The 20440-nt window shown below is 41.4% G+C and carries 17 protein-coding genes; 8 read left to right on the top strand and 9 right to left on the bottom strand.

The genetic code is table 11. The annotated features are described in order from the left end of the window. Positions 1 to 3 precede the first annotated feature (3 nt). Positions 4 to 831 carry an AraC family transcriptional regulator gene (locus tag BO15_RS0103205; RefSeq protein ID WP_033152371.1) on the bottom strand — a complete coding sequence of 276 codons (828 nt, stop codon included), beginning with the start codon at positions 829 to 831 and terminating at the stop codon, positions 4 to 6. A gap of 113 nt (positions 832 to 944) precedes the next feature. On the opposite strand from BO15_RS0103205, the gene BO15_RS0103200 reads away from it, so the two are divergent. From BO15_RS0103200 to BO15_RS0103180, 5 genes are all read left to right on the top strand, one after another. Continuing rightward, positions 945 to 3158, top strand: coding sequence for an alpha-galactosidase (locus tag BO15_RS0103200; protein WP_033152369.1), 2214 nt, complete (start codon positions 945 to 947; stop codon positions 3156 to 3158). A gap of 94 nt (positions 3159 to 3252) precedes the next feature. Further along, the gene (locus BO15_RS0103195; protein ID WP_033152367.1) at positions 3253 to 4572 is read left to right on the top strand and encodes an ABC transporter substrate-binding protein; all 1320 of its coding nucleotides are present in this window, start codon (positions 3253 to 3255) and stop codon (positions 4570 to 4572) included. 87 nt (positions 4573 to 4659) lie between these two features. Beyond that, positions 4660 to 5550, top strand: coding sequence for a carbohydrate ABC transporter permease (locus tag BO15_RS0103190; RefSeq protein WP_033152365.1), 891 nt, complete (start codon positions 4660 to 4662; stop codon positions 5548 to 5550). Positions 5551 to 5556: 6 nt separating this feature from the next. Next, complete coding sequence (locus BO15_RS0103185; protein WP_420329327.1) at positions 5557 to 6387, top strand: carbohydrate ABC transporter permease; 831 nt, start codon at positions 5557 to 5559, stop codon at positions 6385 to 6387. Positions 6388 to 6603: 216 nt separating this feature from the next. Then, positions 6604 to 8079 (top strand): PTS transporter subunit EIIC, encoded by a 1476-nt coding sequence (locus BO15_RS0103180; RefSeq protein ID WP_033152362.1) that lies wholly within the window; start codon positions 6604 to 6606, stop codon positions 8077 to 8079. An 82-nt stretch (positions 8080 to 8161) separates the two neighbouring features. Here BO15_RS0103180 and BO15_RS0103175 read toward each other — a convergent pair whose 3' ends face one another. The 4 genes from BO15_RS0103175 to BO15_RS0103160 all read right to left on the bottom strand — a co-directional run bounded on the left by BO15_RS0103175 (position 8162) and on the right by BO15_RS0103160 (position 11418). Then, positions 8162 to 8659, bottom strand: coding sequence for a hypothetical protein (locus BO15_RS0103175; protein ID WP_033152360.1), 498 nt, complete (start codon positions 8657 to 8659; stop codon positions 8162 to 8164). Positions 8660 to 8731: 72 nt separating this feature from the next. Then, positions 8732 to 9580 carry a MurR/RpiR family transcriptional regulator gene (locus BO15_RS0103170; RefSeq protein ID WP_052169744.1) on the bottom strand — a complete coding sequence of 283 codons (849 nt, stop codon included), beginning with the start codon at positions 9578 to 9580 and terminating at the stop codon, positions 8732 to 8734. Beyond that, positions 9567 to 10721: an N-acetylglucosamine-6-phosphate deacetylase gene (gene nagA / locus BO15_RS0103165; protein WP_033152315.1), complete on the bottom strand. Its 1155-nt coding sequence runs from the start codon at positions 10719 to 10721 to the stop codon at positions 9567 to 9569. The genes BO15_RS0103170 and nagA overlap by 14 nt, the downstream gene beginning before the upstream one ends. After that, entirely contained in the window at positions 10708 to 11418 is a 711-nt protein-coding gene (locus BO15_RS0103160; RefSeq protein ID WP_033152307.1) for an N-acetylmannosamine-6-phosphate 2-epimerase, read from the bottom strand. Before BO15_RS0103160 ends, nagA begins: the two co-directional genes overlap by 14 nt. 249 nt (positions 11419 to 11667) lie before the next feature. Here BO15_RS0103160 and nagB point away from each other — a divergent pair, with 249 nt between their 5' ends. Beyond that, positions 11668 to 12393 (top strand): glucosamine-6-phosphate deaminase, encoded by a 726-nt coding sequence (gene nagB, locus BO15_RS0103155; RefSeq protein ID WP_033152305.1) that lies wholly within the window; start codon positions 11668 to 11670, stop codon positions 12391 to 12393. Positions 12394 to 12834: 441 nt separating this feature from the next. Here the strand turns inward: nagB and BO15_RS0103150 are convergent, their stop codons facing one another. From BO15_RS0103150 to murC, 4 genes are all read right to left on the bottom strand, one after another. Continuing rightward, complete coding sequence (locus tag BO15_RS0103150; protein WP_033152303.1) at positions 12835 to 14013, bottom strand: ribose-phosphate pyrophosphokinase; 1179 nt, start codon at positions 14011 to 14013, stop codon at positions 12835 to 12837. 28 nt (positions 14014 to 14041) lie between these two features. Beyond that, positions 14042 to 15031 carry an ATP-binding protein gene (locus BO15_RS0103145; RefSeq protein WP_033152301.1) on the bottom strand — a complete coding sequence of 330 codons (990 nt, stop codon included), beginning with the start codon at positions 15029 to 15031 and terminating at the stop codon, positions 14042 to 14044. A 14-nt stretch (positions 15032 to 15045) separates the two neighbouring features. Beyond that, complete coding sequence (locus BO15_RS0103140; RefSeq protein WP_033152299.1) at positions 15046 to 16173, bottom strand: DnaD domain protein; 1128 nt, start codon at positions 16171 to 16173, stop codon at positions 15046 to 15048. 211 nt (positions 16174 to 16384) lie between these two features. Continuing rightward, positions 16385 to 17764, bottom strand: a complete 1380-nt coding sequence (gene murC / locus BO15_RS0103135) for a UDP-N-acetylmuramate--L-alanine ligase (RefSeq protein WP_033152298.1) — start codon at positions 17762 to 17764, stop codon at positions 16385 to 16387. 269 nt (positions 17765 to 18033) lie between these two features. Between murC and BO15_RS0103130 the strand changes: the two genes are divergently transcribed. Both BO15_RS0103130 and glgD read left to right on the top strand, forming a co-directional pair. After that, on the top strand, positions 18034 to 19308 hold the full coding sequence (locus BO15_RS0103130; protein WP_033154651.1) for a glucose-1-phosphate adenylyltransferase: 1275 nt from the start codon (positions 18034 to 18036) through the stop codon (positions 19306 to 19308). After that, entirely contained in the window at positions 19305 to 20438 is a 1134-nt protein-coding gene (glgD, locus tag BO15_RS0103125) for a glucose-1-phosphate adenylyltransferase subunit GlgD (RefSeq protein ID WP_033152296.1), read from the top strand. Before BO15_RS0103130 ends, glgD begins: the two co-directional genes overlap by 4 nt. Positions 20439 to 20440: the final 2 nt, after the last annotated feature.

Below are 20440 nucleotides of genomic sequence, written 5' to 3'. Positions count from 1 at the left end.
TTTTTATGTGTGACTGTTTCGATATTCGCTAGGAGATAGATTGCTGTATCTTTTGAATGCCTTTGAGAAGGTGAAGGAGTCAGAATACCCTACATTAAAGGCAATGGTATTGACGCTTTCATTTGACTTTAAAAGCATTTCAGAAGCCTTTTTCATTCGATATGTGGCCAGATAGGATTGAGGAGTGTAACCGGTGGCATGTTTGAACACTCGGGTCAAATAACTCCTGTTTAATCCACAGGCATTGGCGATGTCTTCCACATTGATTGGCTCGGAATATTTCAGCCTGATATATCTGATAGCGTTTTTTACATAGGCAAGGCGAGGGTCTACTTCTGTGGATTCGGTCTTGGTGCTGGACTTCTCTAAGAGACAGCTGAACATCTGATAAACCATGGCATAGCAATAGCACTCATTATCATAATTATCGTATATACGATTTATATATTCTACTATTTCGCTGGCATCACCATTAGGCGTAAATATTGGCTGCTCTAGGGAAATTCCTGCTGAATTGAAAAGCTCGGTAACACGAGGACCGTCCACATGTATCCAGGTATATTCCCAAGGATTCTCGGAATCCGCCTCATAATAAGCCTTCACCTTGGCGGGAATCAGAAAGCCTTGGCCCGCATGAATCTCATATTTCTTATCATTCATATACAGATATCCCACACCGGAAATAACATAGTGAAAGATGGTCCTTGTGCGGACGATTGGCCCATAATTATAGTGTGGCTCGCATTTATATCGTCCAACCTCAAAAAGATAAAAATCATTTGAGGTAGTAATATCTATAAATCGGCACTTATCTACGCCTCTAATTTCCATACGATTCTCCCAAATGTCACAAAGTGACATGAACATGAAAAATTGAAACATCTTAATTGTTCTATGTAATCAATATAATAATTATAGCAAAAAAGAAGGGCAAAGGAGAAAATATGGGAATAATTTTTAATGAGCAGGAAAAGCAATTTCATATATTTAATAAATCACTGAGTTATGTAATTGGCGTATGTCAGGATGGAGATATTGGCCAGCTATATTTTGGAAAGCCAATTCGCACATATCAAAAGCTTCAGGATTATCAGTCATACGGCATCAGACCACTGTGCTGTAACGAAAAGGATGATGAAAAATACACCAAGGAACTGGCCCTTTTGGAGTACCCAGCATTTGGCGATGGAGATTTTGGTTCAAGTGCATACGAAGTTCTTCAGGAGAATGGTTCTAGAGTGACAAAGTTTACTTACCAATTTCATAGAATCTACAAAGGCAAGGCGCCTATTCCAGGTCTGCCAGCCACATACACAAATGAGGATGATGAGGCAGAGTCATTAGAGATAGTTTGCAGGGATTTGATATCTGGCCTTGAAGTAACTTTGTGCTATACAGTTTGGGAGAATTATTCTGCCATCTGCCGTCATACAAAGCTAAAGAATACTGGAGACAAGAAGCTAAAGCTTGAGCAGGCGCTTAGCTGCAATGTTGATTTTCCAGATACCAAGTTCACATGGCTTCAGTTTGAAGGTGCATGGGGCAGAGAGCGAAGTCCAAAGGAAAGAGATATTTCATCGGGCATAACTGCCATTGAAAGCCTTCGTGGCCATTCCAGCGCTAATTACAATCCATTTGTAATTATCAAAAGAAAGAATACAGATGAGTTACAGGGGGAAGCTTTTGGCTTCAATCTGGTCTATAGCGGAAACTATATTGCAAAGGCCCAGGCTGACACTTTCGGAAAGCTTAGATTCAATATGGGAATCAATCCAAAGTGGTTCCAGTGGCCACTTGAGCCTGGGGAAGAGTTTAATACTCCAGAGGTTATCATCACCTACACATCAAACGGGCTCAACGATTTGAGCCAAAACATCCACAGGCTGATGAACAACAACCTGGTGAGAAGCGCCTATAAAAACAAGCCACGTCCAATTCTTCTCAACAACTGGGAAGCTACAGAGATGGATTTTGATGAGGAGAAAATCCTGAAGATTGCCAGCAAGGGAAAGGAAGCAGGAGTGGAGCTTTTTGTTCTGGATGATGGCTGGTTTGGAAAGAGAAATGACGATTTTGCTGGCCTGGGAGATTGGTACGTAAATAGGTCTAAGCTTCCAGATGGCATCAGCGGATTATCAAAAAAGATAAATGATTTGGGATTAAAGTTTGGTCTTTGGATTGAGCCGGAGATGGTAAACGAGGATTCCGATATGTACCGCCAGCATCCTGATTGGGTGCTTGCAGCACCATACCGACCACGCACATTAGGCCGCCATCAGATGGTATTGGATTACTCAAAGCCAGAAGTTGTAGACAACATCTACAATCAGCTTTTCGATGTGATTTCAAATGCCAGCATCGATTACATCAAGTGGGATATGAACCGTTCAATCACCGAGTGCTATAGCCAAGATGTAGATAAAAATCAGCAGGGCATGGTTTATCACAAATACATCATGGGAGTGTACAGCTTGTATGAAAGATTGAGAAAGGCATTCCCACATATCCTGTTTGAATCATGCGCCAGCGGTGGTGCCAGATTCGATGCGGGCATGCTTTATTATGCGCCACAGGCTTGGTGTTCAGATGACACAGATGGACATGAGAGAGTGAAAATCCAGTACGGCACCAGCTACGGCTATCCTGTGTCAATGGTTGGCTCACATGTATCGGCATCACCAAATTTGCAGACACATCGCGCTATGACCATAGATGACAGAGCTAATGTGGCTTACTATGGCACATTTGGTTATGAGCTTGATTTGAATGAAATATCCGAAGAGGATTTCGAAAGTGTAAAAGAGCAAATCAAGTTTATGAAGGAGTACCGTGAGCTGTTCCAGTACGGCAATTATTATCGTCTCCAGTCTCCTTTTGAGAACAATATCTCTGCATGGATGGTTGTTTCGGATGATAGACAGACAGCAATCGTTACTACTCACAAAACAGAAAACATTCCAAACTGGGGAATTGAGAGAATAAAGCTTCAAGGGTTAAATCCGGATATCGTATATACGATAAATGATAAGGACGATATTTATGGTGACTATCTGATGAATGCTGGAATTTCCCTTATGAACAAGGAAAGAAACTGGTATGAGAGCGATGGAGACTACACAACTCATATGTACATCCTAAAAGGGAAAGTCACAAAATGACATCTTTTGGAATAATAAATCCATATAAAGATATGACAAAGAAAGCTAATATGAATTTAGAATAAAAATCGGCAAAACCGAAAGGGAGGTTATTATGAAGGTAAAGAAAGTGACTAGTTTATTGCTTGCTTCATTAATGGCAATGTCAATGATGGCATGTGGTAGCTCTGGGGATGGCTCATCAGATGCATCAGCAGATGGTGGTGATTCTGCAGCAGCAACAGAAATGAAGGGCAGCGTAGAAGGCGAACTTACAGTTTCTATCTGGGATGAAAACCAGAGAGCAGGTTTGCAGGAAATCATTGATGAGTGGTCAGAGCAGTCAGGTGTAAAGGCTACAATCCAGGTAGTTGGCTGGGATGATTATTGGACATTACTTGAGGCTGGTGCTTCAGGTGGTGAGCTTCCAGATGTATTCTGGATGCACTCAAATCAGGCACAGAAATATATGGAAAATGACATGCTCATGGATTTGACAGATAAGATTGATGCCAGCGATAAAATCGATATGGCTAATTACTACGAAGGTATCGTAGATCTTTATCAGTTAGATGGTAAGCAGTATGCAGTTCCAAAGGATATCGATACAATCGCTCTTTGGTACAACAAAACAATCTTTGACGAGATGGGCGTTGATTATCCAGATGACACATGGACATGGGATACATTTGTAGATGCAGCAGCAAAGCTTACAAACGATGAGCACTGGGGATATGCAATTGCACCTTCAAACAACCAGGACTCATTCTACAATGCAGTATATTCAATGGGTGGAGAAATCATCAGCGATGATAAGAAGTCTTCAGGCTATGACAACCCTAACACAATCAAGGCAATTCAGATGTTTGTAGATATGGTTCAGGACGGCTCTTGCCCAGACCTTAACACAATCTCTGAATCAGGCGCAGATGTACTTTTCGAGTCAGGAAAGGTTGCAATGGTAACACAGGGTTCTTGGATGGTATCAGCTTTCAAGGACAACGAATACACAGCAGCAAACTGTGACGTAGCAGTTCTTCCAAAGGATGCAACAACAGGTAAGAGAGTTTCTATTTACAACGGACTTGGCTGGGCAGCATCAGCAACAACAAAGAATCCAGATGCAGCATGGTCTCTTATCGAATGGCTCGGCTCTAAGGAAATGCAGGAGAAGCAGGCAGAGCTTGGTGTAACAATGTCAGCATACGAAGGATGCTCAGACCTTTGGGTTAACTGCACAGACGTATTCGACTTAAGCGGACATATGGATATGCTTGATGCAGACTTAGTATTCCGCCCATATTCAAAGTACACAACAGTTTGGGAAGATATGCAGACAGAAAAGCTTAAAGAAGCTTGGACAGGCGAAAAGGATGTAGAAACAGTTTGTCAGGAAATTTGTGACAGCATGAATCAGACCCTCAGTGAGGAATAACTTCTTCTTTATTATTGTTTAAATTGCAGATAAAGGTGCAGTAGTCCATACTGCACCTTGTCTGTCTTAAAGCAGGAGACTAATGTTATGGATAAAAAAAGAGTTACAAAGCGCGAAAGAAGCGAATTTATTTGGGGATGGCTTTTCATTGCGCCAACAATGATTGGTTTAATCATCCTAAACATCATTCCAATTTTTCAAACTATATATCAGAGTTTTTTCAAAACTGGAGATTTTGGCAAAGGAAATATCTTTGTTGGACTCGGTAATTATCAAAGGGTTTTCTCAGATACTGAAGTATGGCAGGCACTGTGGAACACAATTAAATATGCAGTAGTTGAGGTACCAATCTCTATCATTATTTCGTTAGTATTAGCAGTATTTTTAAATGGGAAAATAAAAGGAAGAAGTGTCTTTAGAACCATCTTTTTCCTACCAATGGTTGCAGCTCCAGCAGCAATCGCTATGGTTTGGAGATGGCTATATAATTCTGAATTTGGACTATTGAATCATATCTTGCCTGGAAAGACCAACTGGATTTCTAACCCGGATATTGCAATCTATTCAATCGCAATCATCGGTATCTGGTCAATCATCGGCTACAATATGGTTTTGTTTTTGGCAGGCTTGCAGGAAGTTCCAAGAGACTACTATGAGGCTGCGTCTATAGATGGAGCAAATGGAGTACAGCAGTTTTTCAGCCTTACAGTTCCACTTATTTCTCCAACAATTTTCTTCGTGCTGGTTACAAGAGTTATTGCCGCTATGCAGGTATTCGATGTTATCTACATGGTAATCGATAACAACAATCCAGCGCTCTTTAAAACACAGTCACTTGTTAGCTTGTTCTATAAATACTCATTTACTCAGGGCAACAAGGGCTATGGAGCAACAGTTGTAGTAGTGCTTCTTGTAGTAATCATGCTTTTGACTGTGCTACAAATGATTGGTCAAAAGAAGTGGGTTCACTACAACTAATGTGAGGTGAAAAAAATGGGACGTAAAAACAAAATAATAATTTATATAATTCTTATAATCATGTCTTTTATAATGCTGGTGCCATTTGCGTGGATGGTGCTCACAGCATTCAAGACGGTTGGCGAATCTACTCAGATGGATCCGTTCGTAATCTTTCCATCGAAGTTTCGAGTAGATAATTTTGTAAAAGTATTACACAATGTAAACTTTGGACGACTATATTTCAACACAATAATGATGATTGCCCTTCGAGTTTTGTGTGCAGTCCTCACAGCTACACTTGCAGGATATGCTTTTGCCAGACTTCAGTTTAAGGGCAGAGATTTCATGTTTGGTTTGGTTCTTTTCCAGATGATGATTCCATCACAGATTTTCATCATCCCTCAGTACGTAATGGTAAGTAAGCTTGGCTGGACCAACTCCTTACTTGGACTTTTATTCCCAGGTCTGGTATCAGCCTTTGGAACCTTCCTTCTTCGCCAGGCCTACATGGGCTTGCCAAAGGAACTGGAGGAAGCAGCAAGACTTGATGGCTGCAACATCGGTCAAACATTCCTGTTTATCATGGCGCCTCTTACAAAATCAGCCATGGTAGCCCTTGGAATCTTCACAGCAGTATTTGCTTACAAGGATTTGATGTGGCCAATGATTGTTTGTCCAGACACAAACAAAACTACCCTTGCCAGCGCACTTTCAAAGATGCAGGGACAGTTCTCATCGAACTATCCAGAACTTATGGCAGCAGCATTAATCGCATGCTTGCCAATGATTATTCTTTATGTCATTTTCCAAAAGCAGTTCATCGAAGGTATTGCTACATCCGGTGGAAAGCTTTAATAAAACCCAAATACATGAAAGGAAGCCCAAGCATATGCTTGGGCTTCTTTTGCGTGAAAGTACTGTCAGGGAAAATGATAGGGGTGGTAGAAATATGAAAGAGGTTTCAGAGTAGGGCGATTTCGTTGACACAGATTTTATCAAATGACTATAATTTAGTTAGTACTTAATAAGGAATCTTATTAGGGAGTTAGGGGATAAAAAGGAGGATAATGTATGAAGTTTTTACAAAAACTTGGTAAAGCCCTTATGCTACCAGTAGCGGTATTACCTCTATGTGGTCTTTTGATGGGTATCGGATACGCTTTATGCCCAGCAACAATGCAAGGAGGAGACATCACCGGTGCAAAAATGCTTATCGGTTTGTTTCTGGTAAAAGCTGGTGCCGCTTTAATTGACAACATGGCACTACTTTTCGTAATAGGCGTCGGTGTTGGTATGTCAGATGATCATGATGGTACAGGCGGTGTAGCTGCTCTTGTTTCATGGTTAATCATGACAACACTTCTTGGCACAGGATTTGTTACAACAATCATGCCATCAATTGCAGAAAGTGCTACACGCACAATTGCATTTGATAAGATTGCAAATCCATTTATCGGTATTCTTGCTGGTGTAATTGGTTCTTTGTGCTACAACAAATTCAAAGGCACAAAGCTTCCAGACTGGCTTTCATTCTTCAGTGGTAAGAGAAGCGTAGCAATTATCTCAGGTCTCATTTCTATCTGTGTTTCTGCTGTATTGCTTTTTGTATGGCCATTACTTTTCACAGGCCTTGTAGCAATCGGTACTGGAATTTCAAAGATGGGAATCGTTGGAGCTGGTATCTACGCATTCCTTAACAGACTTCTTATTCCAACAGGTCTTCACCACGCACTTAACAACGTATTCTGGTTCGACACAATCGGACTTGGTGATTTAACAAACTTCTGGGCAGGCAAGACATCTGCTGATGTTTCATGGGATTTAGGACTCTACATGTCAGGCTTCTTCCCATGTATGATGTTTGGTATTCCTGGTGCTGCAATCGCAATGATTAGACGTGCAAAGACAGGTAAGAGAAAGATTGCAATCGGTATCCTTTCATCTGCAGCTATCTGTGCATTCGTTTGCGGTGTTACAGAGCCATTCGAGTTTGCATTCATGTTCCTTGCTCCAGGTCTTTACGTAGTATACGCACTTCTCTATGGTGTGTTTACAATTATCACAGGCTTGGTAGGATTTAGAGCAGGCTTCTCATTCTCAGCTGGTGCAACAGATTTAATCTTCTCAGCATCACTTCCAGCTGCTCAGAACACATGGATGATTATTCCACTTGGCATCGCAGCATTTGTAGTATTCTATCTTGTATTCTATTACATGATTGGTGCTTTTGATTTCAAGACACCAGGTCGTGAGGACGATGAGGAAGACTATGCTGAAATTGATAAAGATGTAAAACTTTCAGATAATAACTATGCTGTAGTAGCATCAAAGGTTTTAGCTGCTCTCGGCGGAAAAGAAAACATCACATCAGCTGACTACTGTGCTACAAGACTCCGACTTGAAGTAAAGGATCAGTCAGTGATTGATGAAAAAGCTGTAAAAGCTGCTGGTGCTGCCGGTATGATTCGCCCAGGCAAAACATCAGTACAGGTAGTCATCGGAACTCAGGTACAGTTCGTATATGACGAATTCAAGAAATTACTATAATTCACATTCCCATAACTCCATTCTAGAATGTAAAAAGGCCACAGCGAAAGCTGTGGTCTTTTTCTATGTTGTAATATATTTTTTATACGTCTGGAACGTTAGGAACTATGATTTGGACTTCTTGATTTGATGTGGCGTTAATTTGGATATCGCCCTTGGCTTTCGTTCCCACAATTTTGATTAATGAAGTTCCTTCTTCAACATCGATATTTAAAGTTCCTTCTGCTGTAGCATCATCGAGGTTTTCCCAAAGTGTAATAACTTCTTTATCAGGAGTTATCTCAATAATTTTAAAATTACCTTTTTCCACATCAAAGGAATAGTCAAGTGAAAACTCACTGGTTTCATCAGCCGTTAAATACCAAACATAGTCGTTTCCAGTGAAACCTTTAAATTGTAAATCAACAGAGTCAGAAGTGACATTTCCCAGCCTCTCAGCATAGGTATAGCTGCAACTGTCGTCAGCAAGAAATGAATCATCATCATAACCACGACTTTGCATATCAGTAATACTATTACTGCAACCACCTAATAACAATCCGAAGATACTCAATGTTGTAATAATTATATGTTTTCTCATGATAAAAATCCCCTTAAATGTATTTATAGGGATAAGTATACACATATAATATTGCGTGGTCAATTGCTGAATCTACAAAGGAGAAATGTTTTTCTCAATCTCCAATGCTGATAAAGTACGCTTGTATTTTTCAGCTTTGAAGAATGAGTCGTTAGCAAAATAGTAAGAGTAAAGAACATCAATAAGTATCAGCAGAGATATTTGTGGGGAAATCTTGGTGCCCTTTTCAAGCTCCTTGAGGTAGGCAACTTCAACGATTTCATCGCAAAGCTCTGCTAATTTTTTGTCTTTTGAAGCGGTGAAAAGAACAACTCTGGCTCCGTTTTGCTTTGCCTTTTTAATGCCGTCGATAACAACTTTTGTAGTACCGCTGATAGAAAAAGCCAACACTAAAGAGCCTCTTTTTACTAAAGAGGCATTCATGGCAATCATCTGTGAATCCGTAATTGCGATAACATCTAGACCTAGTCTCATAAATCGAAGCTGGAATTCTCTGGCAACATACCCGCTGGAACCCATGCCATACACTGGGACAGTGTACTCGGTGTTGCTGAGCTTGGTGGCGATGCGTCGCATCTGATCTTCATCAATCAAATCAAAGGCCTTCACCATAATGTCTTTATAGTTTTTGCGAACAGAGCGAGTGATATCAGAGATTTCCTTTTCTTCCTTTTCAGTGAAGTAATCCTTGAAATCCAGCTCGTACATGTAAACAAATTCACGGTAGCCCTTAAAGCCGCATTTCTTGGCAAAACGAGAAAGTGTTGCCTCAGAAACGTATAGCAGCAAGGAGATGTGCTTTGATGAAAAATCGCTGATTTCAGTGTTCTCCAAAAAGTAATCTGCAACCTGCTGCTCTGATTTGGTCAAATTATCGTAAGCTTCTCGTATTTTATCTTTAGTTGAATCAACTGTTGACATATTTACCTCTTACTATGACTTTTTTAATACTTAGATCGGATTTATTAATTATAACAAAATCCGCCTGTTTGCCAATAGTGATGGAACCAACGGTGTTGTACACGCCAATAGCTTTTGCTGGATTTCTAGAGGCACACAAGATAGCATCTGCAAGAGGAATGTTCATTTCCTTAACAGCTGTCATCATACAGTCGAAGAGGTTAGTAGCAGAGCCGGCGATGGTGCCATCGTGAAGAGTTGCCAGGCGGCCCTTTACTGTGACCGGCTGACCTCCAAGCTCGTATTCTCCATCAGGCAGTCCTGTGGCACGCATAGAATCACTAATCATAATAAGTCTGTCAGCACTGAAAACCTTGTACATCATATTTACTGCAGCAGGATATACATGGACTCCGTCGCAGATAAGTTCTGGTGTGACATTTTCATTTTCTGCAGCAGCTCCGATTGGCCCGGGCGCACGATGTGTAAATGCAGGCATAGCATTGAACAGGTGAGTAAGATGTTTTGCACCGCGCATAAAAGCTTCCTTGCATGTGTCATAGTCAGCAGTGGTGTGAGCCAAGGATATTCTTGTTTCCTTCTTTGCTTTATCAATAAACTCCATAGCACCTTCAGTTTCAGGTGCAATATCGCATAAACGAACTGAATTACCGCTGGCTACGTTTATACGGTGGAACATATCGTAATCTGGGTTTTGTATATACTTAGGATTCTGAGCGCCCTTCTTTTCAGGTGAAATAAAAGGACCTTCCATATTTATGCCGTGAATAGTGGCAAAACCTTCTGTGTCATTATCGTATTTACGATAGTCGGCAACAGCCTTAGCAATAGTAGTAAGAGTCTCTTCTGGATATGTCATGGTTGTTGGCAGGATAGAAGTGACGCCTACGCTTGCCTCGTATTTTGCCATGGCAGCAAGAGCTTCCTTTGTACCATCACAAGCATCAAAACTCATGCATCCATGGAGATGTATATCACACAAACCAGGGATAACATAGCAATCGCTGGCATCAAATATTTCTGTATCGCTAGATGAAGCAACATCCTGGCCGATATCCGAAATCAACCCATCCTTACAAACAACGTCCACCTCATCAAATTTTCCATCTTCCAAAAACACGCTACCGTTAATTATTTTCATTTTTAATCTCCTTGATTGAATCGGTAAATCGTTTTGTGATTAGCTGAGGCCTGGTGATTGCGCTGCCAATAACAGCGCAGTGACATCCAAGCTCAAAGGCCTTTTGAAGCTGAGCTAACTCCCAAATGCCGCCTTCGCAAATTACAGGAATACTGAGTGAATCGACGAGCTTTTTTAGCATATCGAAATCCGGTAATTCACGTCCGGCAGTTTCTTTGGTGTAACCAGCAAGAGTAGTGCTGACGATATCGAACCCAAGCTGCTCGGCTTTAACTCCTTCTTCGTAGGTAGAGCAATCTGCCATAAAAAGCATATCCGGATACTTTGCGCGAACTTTCTTGAAGAAGCTGTCTAGTGTAATGCCACCTGGCCTGATCCTATTTGTGGCATCAGTGGCAATGATATCAACACCTGCTTCAGCGAGAGCATCGATTTCTGTCAGGGTAGGAGTGATGTAGATTTCTGAATTATCGTAATCCTGCTTCCACAATCCAATAATAGGAACGTCGGTAGTCTTTTTTATCTCGGCAATGTCATCAGGCCCGTTTACTCTGATTCCAACTGCGCCGCCTTCCACGGCTGCTTTTGCCATCCTTCCCATAATGAAACTACTATGGAGAGGTTCACTATCAAGCGCCTGGCAGGAAACCACCAACCCACCGTTTATTTGATTTAAGATTTGAGACTTTTGATTCATAGTTAACTCCTTATGTTTCTATTGTAAGAAACATATTTTTATTCCTCAATGATTTAGCACATTTATGAAAGTACTAACATCAAATGTATGGCAATAGATTATTTGCGTGAAAGCCGTTTCAGAAGTGCTCTGTTTAATTGACGCTAAACTCTGGCGGTCCATATAATGAGTTTACAAAAGAGATAGCGCAAACTCTAAACACATATTGTTAGTACAATAATATCATAATAAAACTGAGGTATTTAGGAAATGAAGATTTACAAAGAAAAAGATTACGATGCTGTAAGCAAGAGAGCAGCGGCCCTTGTAGCAGCTCAAATGAAAGAAAAAAATAACAGTATCCTTGGCCTTGCTACTGGCTCATCACCAGTAGGCATGTACAAAGAGCTTGTGGACATGTACAACGCAGGCGAAATATCGTTCAAAAAAATCCGTACAGTAAACCTGGATGAATATGCGGGCCTTGCCGACGATGATGTAAACAGCTATCACTACTTCATGAACCAGCACCTATTCTCTAAGGTAGACATAGACCCTGCCAACACCCACTTACCAAACGGCATAGCAGCTGACCCTGAAGCAGAATGTGCATCATACGAAGCCATGGTACAATCCCTAGGCGGAACAGACCTTCAAGTCTTAGGCCTTGGCGAAAACGGCCACATCGGCTTCAACGAACCAGGCACTCCATTCACCGAAGTCACTCACCTGGTAGATCTGACTGAAAGCACCATCCATGCCAACTCCCGCCTCTTCGAAAAAATCGAAGATGTCCCAAGACAGGCCTACTCCATGGGCATCAAAACCATCATGAGCGCCAAGCGCATCCTACTCATCGTAACCGGCACAGCAAAAGCCGACGCCCTGGCCAAAGTCATTAACGGACCTGTAACCGTCGACGTGCCAGGCTCAATCCTCCAAACCCATCCGGACGTAACCGTAATTTGCGACGAAGCCGCCGCATCCAAACTCTAAACCGCACCCTACAGGGCCCCAGGAACCACGCCGGGGCTCTTTTTTCAATTCTTTGCACTTCTAACGCCGCTGTTGGTAGAGTGGGCAGACACACACTATTTATAAGTATTAATCTCCACATCAAGCTTAGGAATAATTGTCGCGACATTTGAAGTGAGCCTAGAAAAATAGAAGCAGGTTTTGTTAAGTTTATATACGGGTTGCCATGGACGGCAACCCGAGCCTGATAGTGAAACGGATTGAACTTGAAGGCGGTATATAAAATTACAAAACCTGCTTCGTTATTTTTCTTGGCAAACGGAGTATGAGCGCAATTATCCTAAGCCTTGTGTGGAGACTAATATGTAGACTACAAGTGTCTGCCCTCTACCCACAGTGGCTTCGAAGTGCAAAACCAATAAAAAGAGCCCCTCATAAGAGAGGGGCCCAGAAGGGTGCGGCTTAGTATTCGCCGTTTTTGTACTTTGTGATGAGCTTTTCGATACGTCCGTATGGGTTGAGGAGCTCTGAGATTGAGCACTCGTGGTTGAGAGTATCGATGATGTATGCGATGTACTTTGACATGTCGCATTTGATGAAGTAGTCACGTGCTGTGATTTCTTCAGGAAGGTATGTGAGGTTTGTTGTAACTACCTTGTAGATTACGCCATCCTCAACGGCCTTGTCGAACTTCGCCATTCCGTTTGTGAAGAGTCCGAATGTAGCTACTACGAAGATGCGGCTTGCGTTGCGCTTCTTGAGCTCTGTAGCTACGTCTATCATTGACTCGCCAGAAGAAATCATATCATCTACGATGATAACGTCCTTGCCAGCTACGTCGTTTCCAAGGAATTCATGAGCTACGATAGGATTACGTCCGTCTACGATGCGGCTGTAATCACGACGCTTGTAAAACATACCAACATTAACACCAAGAACTGAAGCCATGTATACGGCGCGCTTTGTACCACCTTCATCTGGAGAGATGATCATAAGGTGATCGTTGTCGAGCTTTAAGTCCTTGCAGTTCTTAAGGATGCCCTTAAGGAACTGGTATGTAGGTGAAACAGTTTCAAAACTATGAAGTGGAATAGCATTCTGTACACGTGGGTCGTGAGCATCAAATGTGATGATGTTGTCTACGCCCATGCTTACAAGTTCCTGAAGTGCCATAGCACAGTCAAGAGATTCACGAGCACTTCTGCGGTGCTGTCTGCCTTCATAAAGGAATGGGATAATAACTGTGATGCGCTTAGCTTTTCCCATTGCTGCTGCGATGATACGCTTTAAGTCACAGAAGATATCGTCTGGACTCATGTGGTTCTCGTGACCACAAACGGTGTATGTAAGGCTGTAGTTTGTAACATCTACGAGGATGTATAAATCAAGTCCTCTAACTGACTGGTTGATGATACCCTTTGCTTCGCCTGAACCGAAACGTGGGCAGTCAGCCTTTACGATGTAAGAATCGCTGCGGTAACCAGCGAGAGTAATGATTGACTGATCACTCTTGCGCTCCTGTCTCCACTGAAGAAGATAGTCGTTAACGCGTTCTGCGATGGCTGTACAGCTCTTGTGAGGAATAATTCCTAGCTCTGCCATAGGTGGTGTGTTTTCCAACACGATTTCATTGTTTGGCATGTTTTGCTCCTTGCTAATATTAAATTAATTATTTTGATATTACTTTTTTGATGCGAATATCATTTCCAATGAGCTTGATTGTCTCATAGTTAGAGAATACTCGCGAAGTAATACGTTCGCTGTAGGTGTCTCTTAAATCTTCAAGAGAAAAATTAGTTGAAATTATAGTTGATTTACTACGAAGTAATCTTTCATTTAAGCATTGAAATAGGCGTGCTGTAGTGAAAGAATTCTGAAACTCTGTGCCTAAATCATCGATGATTAATAAGTCACAATCGAATATTTGATCATGAAGATCCGCTACGTTTGCGTTCTTCTTGAAAGTCTGTTCTTCGAAAACTCTGAAAAGCTCTGATGCTGTGAAGTAAATAACAGATATGCCTTCGTCTAAAAGAGCTTTTGCGATACAGTTGGAAAGAAAGGTTTTTCCACACCCTGTCTGTCCAAGCAACAAGAGATTACCACCTTTTTCTCTAAAATTCTGCACAAAGTTTTTCGCTCTTTCTAGCGCTATTTTAGCATTTGAACGAGCATCTATATCAGAATTATCCTCATAATAATCCTCATCGTATACATTTAAATCAAATGCATTGAAGTTTTCTTTTGCAAGAATGTTGCTGATATTAGACTGTTTGTAGACAATGTTGATGGCTGCCTGCTTGAAGCAATGGCAGCGTTTTCCATTGATATAGCCAGTGTCTTTGCAATCAGGACAATCGTATGGTGGCTCAAGATAATCTACAGGGAAACCTGCAGATTTAATAAGCTGCATACGACGCTCCTTAAGCTGAGAAAGTTTGCGCTTTGAATCTGCGGAAGCTTCAGAAATACTTTTACCTTCAAAGATAGCAGTGATAGAAGATACTGAAACCTTTGATACTTCGTCATCTAGCTCTGAAAGGGCTGGAACAGCAGAGTATAACTCTTTCGTGCGGTAAGAAACAATCTGGTTGTTACGAGACTGCTTGTGATTGTATTCACGCATAAGTGCGTCATACTGCTCATTAGATAATGCCATAAATTAACCTCCCTTTAGTGCCCAAGAAGCTTCTTTTCCAGTGCTTCAAAATCATAATCTCTCTGTGAGAAATTGTGGAACTTGTTGTTGGTCTTTGCGCGGGCCGCTGTGGCGTTGTTTGCCTGAGCTGTTTTTGCACGGTTAGCAGAAGAAAGCTTAGCAACAGTAGCCTTTGTAAATTCCGAATCAAGCTTAGCGATGTCATCAAGAGTCTTTACTCCTGAATTGTGCCAGCTAGTAATGATTGTGTCTGCATATTTAAAGCTTGGTTTATTAGTCTGTGTGATGGTGCGCTCACATGCTTCTGTGATGATATCAAGTGAGAAGCTGTAAACGTTAACCCATTTGTCGATGTAGTTTAACTCTGAATCAACTAAATCGCGATTTCCGATGCCAAGTGCACGCTTGATTGTGTAAGCTGCGTTTGTGTGTGCACTGCTGGATTTAATTGCTTCAGCCACTGTAGTGATTCCATCGTCGGCCCAGTTACGAGCAACAGTGTCCATGTAGTGGATGCTGCTATGACCTTCGTCGATGCTAGTCTCAATGAGATACTGAATCAAATCAACAGACATGTGGAGACTGTCGTACCAGAATAATAATGTGTTCATATCTGTTACAGAAAGTGGTCTCTTGAAGTAAGTCTGTGTAGCGAAAATAAGATCGCTAACCTCATCGTTCTCCTTGAAAGCATCAAGCTGATCTGAGCTGTAGCTTGGTCTGAATGGTACAGTGTTGTTAATAACCTTATCTGAAACTGCAGGTGCACCTGTGGCAGCAGCGACAGAAGCTGGAGCCGCAGTGGTAGCTGCAGTGTAGTTTACTGATGTGAATGAGTGCATATCATTCACATCCACTAGACAGATTCCTGAAAGTTCATTATCTGCAGAGTACTCAAGACGAAGCAAGCCTACTTTCTCCCAATAAGTAAATGCACGCATTACATCTTTTTCTGTGTGGTCTAAGCAGTCCGCCAACTGCGAGATGGAAAAATCATAATCCTCTCTATTAAGACAACGAAGCAGATAAAGGTAAATCTTTACGTACTCTCCATTGGCATCTTTCATGTAATCGTCAATAAAAGTATTAGAAATGCAAGTAAAACCAGTGTTATTACTGGTATGTAGCATGATGTCAGCCATATTCAAATCCTCTCCCTCTTAATGAACCGAATTATATCAAAGTAATTCTGAAAAGAAAAGAGGCGAAACCCCGCAAACCCTTGTAAATAAAGGGTTTGTGGCTTCTGTGGATAATGTGGATAACTAGTTTGACCCATTGAAAATAGGGCATAAAAAAATCCACATTTTCGAGGGGGATAAACCCGGTCAAAAATGTGGATAATGTGGATAACTACTTCTGGAGTAGGTGCTCGCCTACTAAATACACATTTCCTGCGCCCATAGTTATCAACAAGTCATTGTTTACAATATTTTTTTCTAAAAATTTTTCACATTGGTCAAAAGAACCCAAATAATGAACTTCGGTTCCTAGCTTTTCAATCCTATCTGCAATGTCCTTTGAGCTGACACCGTAGATGTCTGGTTCTCTAGCTGCGTAGATGTCTGCAAGAACAACAACATCTGCTGCTGAAAGAGCCTTAGCAAAATCGTCAAGGAAGCTAAGAGTACGAGTGTATGTATGTGGCTGGAAGCAAACAACCACTCTGTTGTGTGGGTAGTTTGCAGCGGCTGCAAGGCTGGCAGCGATTTCTGTTGGATGATGAGCGTAGTCATCAATTACAGTTGCGCCATTGAAATGTCCCTTGAGCTCGAAACGTCTGTGAGCACCGCCGAACTTTGCAAGTCCTGCCTTGATATGGTCAAATGAAATCCCCATCTCAGTAGCAAGTGCAATAGCGGCAAGTGAATTGCTGATGTTGTGGTCGCCAGGTACGTTTAATGAAACGCGGTCCATAGCTTTTCCGTTGAATACAGGAGTAAAGCTAGCAAAGCCCTTTTCATTATATGTAATGTCTGTTGGATAAATATCAGCGCCTCCCTTAAGAGAATAAGTGATAACCTGACATTTTAATCCCTCAGTAAAAAACTTAACGTCATCAATCTCATTATTGATAATAAGAATACCGTCGTCGGAAGTGTTGCCGGCAAACTTCTTAAATGAAGCACGATAGTTTTCAAGATTCTTGAAGAAGTCAAGGTGATCTGCTTCTACATTAAGAATGATGTTGTATTTAGGGAAGAATGAATGGTAGCTGTTTGTGTACTCACAAGCTTCTGTGATAAACACATCGCTGTCACCAACATGAACATTGCTTCCGATGGCATCCAAGATACCGCCTACAGAAATAGTAGGGTCGTCAGCTGTCTCCAGGAGAATCTGGCTAACCATAGATGTGGTAGTTGTCTTACCGTGGGTTCCTGCAACAGCAATTGAACGAGCGTAGTTCTCCATAATCTCGCCAAGGAGCTCAGCTCTTGTAAGCATTGGCTTGCCAGAAGCTTTTGCAGCAGCAAACTCAGGGTTATCCTCATGGATTGCAGCAGTGTAAACAATAAGGTCGATATCTGAAGTGATATTTTCAGCTGCCTGTGGATAACTAATCTTTGCTCCAAGTGCTGCTAAATGAGCAGTGAGATCGCTTTCTTCTCTATCAGAACCAGAAATAGTAAAGCCTGCACCAAGCAATATCTCAGCAAGGCCACTCATGCTTATTCCGCCGATTCCAATAAAATGGACATGTATCTTGTTATTAAAATCAATTTTGTACATGAAAAATTTCCTTCTTTATATATTATTATACCTTCAATAATTTAAACCTAAAAACCTTGAGTTTCAAGCTACATTATATGAATTGGTAAAATTGACAGGGAATTGTCTAACTATTAACGATGATATAGTAAAAAATTATGAATATTATTGCACCAAAATATCCACTTTGTTATACTAAATGTACAAGATTGTGAATTTAATTACAATTCACAACGGGGAGTGCGTTATGCACATCCTTAACTGACACCATGAGAAAGGCAGATGATAGGATGATTAGAAAAGAAATGATTGCCATGCTTCTCGCTGGCGGGCAGGGAAGCAGACTGGGGGTTCTAACTTCAGATGTAGCGAAGCCAGCAGTTTCTTTCGGAGGTAAATATCGAATAATCGATTTCCCTCTGTCAAATTGTATCAATTCAGGAATTGATACCGTTGGCGTACTTACTCAGTACCAGCCATTAGTACTTAATTCACACATAGGAATTGGTATTCCTTGGGATTTGGACAGGAATAATGGTGGTGTGACCGTTCTTCCTCCTTATGAGAAGAGCGACACAAGTGAGTGGTATTCAGGCACAGCCAACGCCATTTTCCAAAACCTTAAGTACATGGAGAATTATAATCCAGAGTATGTTCTGATTCTCTCCGGAGATCATATCTACAAGATGGATTATGAAGCCATGTTAGATTTTCATAAGGCAAAGGGTGCTGACGTTACAATCGCAGTAATACCAGTACCAATCGAAGAGGCATCTCGATTCGGAGTGGTTATTGCTGATGATGAAAAACGTATCAGCGAATTCGAAGAAAAGCCAGAGCATCCAAGAAGCAACCTTGCTTCAATGGGTATCTATATATTCAGTTGGAAGGCATTAAAGGAATCACTCCTTGCTCTAAAGGATCAGAGCAATTGCGATTTCGGTAAACACGTTTTACCATACCTCCACGAAAAGGGAGCACCAATGTATGCCTACGAGTTCAATAGTTATTGGAAGGATGTAGGAACACTTGGATCATATTGGGAAGCCAATATGGAGCTTATTGATTTGATTCCAGAGTTTAACTTATATGAAGAGTTCTGGAAGATTTACACTAATCAAAATATCATTGAGCCACAGTTTGTTGCATCAACAGCAGTTGTTGAAAAAGCAATCATCGGTGCAGGAGCTCAAATTTACGGAGAAGTGTACAACTCAGTTCTAGGCGCAGGTGTAGTAATTGATGAAGGTGCGGTGGTTCGCGATTCAATTATTATGGAAGGCGCAATCATCGGAAAGAACTGTGTAGTAGATAAATCGATTATCGCCGAGAATACAGTCATAGGCGAAGGAACAAAAATCGGACAGGGAGCCGAGGCTGAGAGCAAGCTTAACGCTAGCATCTATTCATTTGGATTGGCAGTTATCGGGGAGAACTCAGTTGTTCCAGCAAACGTTACTATAGGTAAAAATACAGCTATCAAGGGCGAGACTAGCGAAGCAGATTATCCTGACGGACAGTTGGCTAGTGGCGGCTATATTATCAAGGCAGGTGATCGAGTATGAAAGCATTAGGTATTATTCTAGCAGGTGGAAACAGCAGTAGAATGCATGAGCTTACTGAGAAGCGCGCCATTGCAGCGATGCCAGTAGGCGGAAGCTATAGATGTATTGATTTTGTCCTTTCAAATATGACAAACTCACACATCCAGACAGTTGCTGTGCTGTCGCAGTACAACGCACGTTCATTGAACGAGCATCTTAATTCAGCAAAGTGGTGGAACTTTGGTAGAAAGCAGGGAGGTCTCTTCCTATTTACACCAACAGTTACAACAAACAATAGCTGGTGGTACAGAGGTACAGCCGATGCCATTTGGCAAAATATTGATTTCTTAAAGAAAAGACATGAGCCATATGTTATTATTGCAAGTGGTGATTGTGTTTACAAACTTGATTTCAATAAGGTACTTGATTACCACATCAAGAAACAGGCAGACATGACAGTAGTGTGTGCAAAGTTGCCAGAGGGTGACGACATCAACCGCTACGGTGTTGTAGAGATGGATAGAGACGGCAGAATTACAGAGTTCGAAGAGAAGCCAATGGTTGCTACTTCAGATATTGTTTCAGCTGGTGTCTATGTCATCAGAAGAAGAGCTCTCATCGATTTGCTTGAGGAGTGCAATAGAGAGGGCAGATACAACTTTGTAACAGATATTCTCATTAGATACAAAAACATGAAGAGAATCTACGGCTACAGAATGGAAGGTTATTGGGCAAATCTTGCAGACGTAGATAGCTATTTCAAAGCAAACATGGATTTCCTTAGAAAGGATGTCAGAGATAGCTTCTTCCACACTGAACCAGGAGTTTTCTCAAAGACACATGACCTGCCACCTGCAAAATACAACACAGGTTCAAAGGTCACAAATTCATTGGTTGCAGGAGGATGTATCATCAATAGTACGGTTGAGAATTCTGTACTATTTAAAAAGGCCTTTGTTGGCAACAATTCAGTTGTTAAGAATTGTGTCATTTTAAATGGAGCATACATAGGGGACAACGTGCACGTAGAGAATTGCATTGTTGAAAGCCATGAGACATTGCTCAGCGGATCCACATATATTGGGGAAAATGGAGTCCGCATAGTTACCGGAAACAAAAACAGATACGATATGCCAGTTGGGGAGGTATAACA

The organism is Pseudobutyrivibrio ruminis HUN009 (assembly GCF_000703005.1).
In the GTDB taxonomy this organism is placed as follows: Bacteria; Bacillota; Clostridia; order Lachnospirales; family Lachnospiraceae; genus Pseudobutyrivibrio; species Pseudobutyrivibrio ruminis_A.
This window is presented reverse-complemented; position numbering and strand designations above follow the sequence as displayed.

Bases quoted from the DNA above. Each gene is read 5' to 3' on its own strand.
- BO15_RS0103160 (WP_033152307.1), bottom strand. From the start codon at position 11,418: ATGAATCAAAAGTCTCAAATCTTAAATCAAATAAACGGTGGGTTGGTG.
- BO15_RS0103180 (WP_033152362.1), top strand. From the start codon at position 6,604: ATGAAGTTTTTACAAAAACTTGGTAAAGCCCTTATGCTACCAGTAGCG.
- BO15_RS0103130 (WP_033154651.1), top strand. From the start codon at position 18,034: ATGATTAGAAAAGAAATGATTGCCATGCTTCTCGCTGGCGGGCAGGGA.
- BO15_RS0103175 (WP_033152360.1), bottom strand. From the start codon at position 8,659: ATGAGAAAACATATAATTATTACAACATTGAGTATCTTCGGATTGTTA.
- BO15_RS0103190 (WP_033152365.1), top strand. From the start codon at position 4,660: ATGGATAAAAAAAGAGTTACAAAGCGCGAAAGAAGCGAATTTATTTGG.
- nagB (WP_033152305.1), top strand. From the start codon at position 11,668: ATGAAGATTTACAAAGAAAAAGATTACGATGCTGTAAGCAAGAGAGCA.
- BO15_RS0103205 (WP_033152371.1), bottom strand. From the start codon at position 831: ATGGAAATTAGAGGCGTAGATAAGTGCCGATTTATAGATATTACTACC.
- BO15_RS0103200 (WP_033152369.1), top strand. From the start codon at position 945: ATGGGAATAATTTTTAATGAGCAGGAAAAGCAATTTCATATATTTAAT.
- BO15_RS0103150 (WP_033152303.1), bottom strand. From the start codon at position 14,013: ATGCCAAACAATGAAATCGTGTTGGAAAACACACCACCTATGGCAGAG.
- nagA (WP_033152315.1), bottom strand. From the start codon at position 10,721: ATGAAAATAATTAACGGTAGCGTGTTTTTGGAAGATGGAAAATTTGAT.
- BO15_RS0103170 (WP_052169744.1), bottom strand. From the start codon at position 9,580: ATGTCAACAGTTGATTCAACTAAAGATAAAATACGAGAAGCTTACGAT.
- glgD (WP_033152296.1), top strand. From the start codon at position 19,305: ATGAAAGCATTAGGTATTATTCTAGCAGGTGGAAACAGCAGTAGAATG.
- BO15_RS0103195 (WP_033152367.1), top strand. From the start codon at position 3,253: ATGAAGGTAAAGAAAGTGACTAGTTTATTGCTTGCTTCATTAATGGCA.
- BO15_RS0103140 (WP_033152299.1), bottom strand. From the start codon at position 16,173: ATGGCTGACATCATGCTACATACCAGTAATAACACTGGTTTTACTTGC.
- murC (WP_033152298.1), bottom strand. From the start codon at position 17,764: ATGTACAAAATTGATTTTAATAACAAGATACATGTCCATTTTATTGGA.
- BO15_RS0103145 (WP_033152301.1), bottom strand. From the start codon at position 15,031: ATGGCATTATCTAATGAGCAGTATGACGCACTTATGCGTGAATACAAT.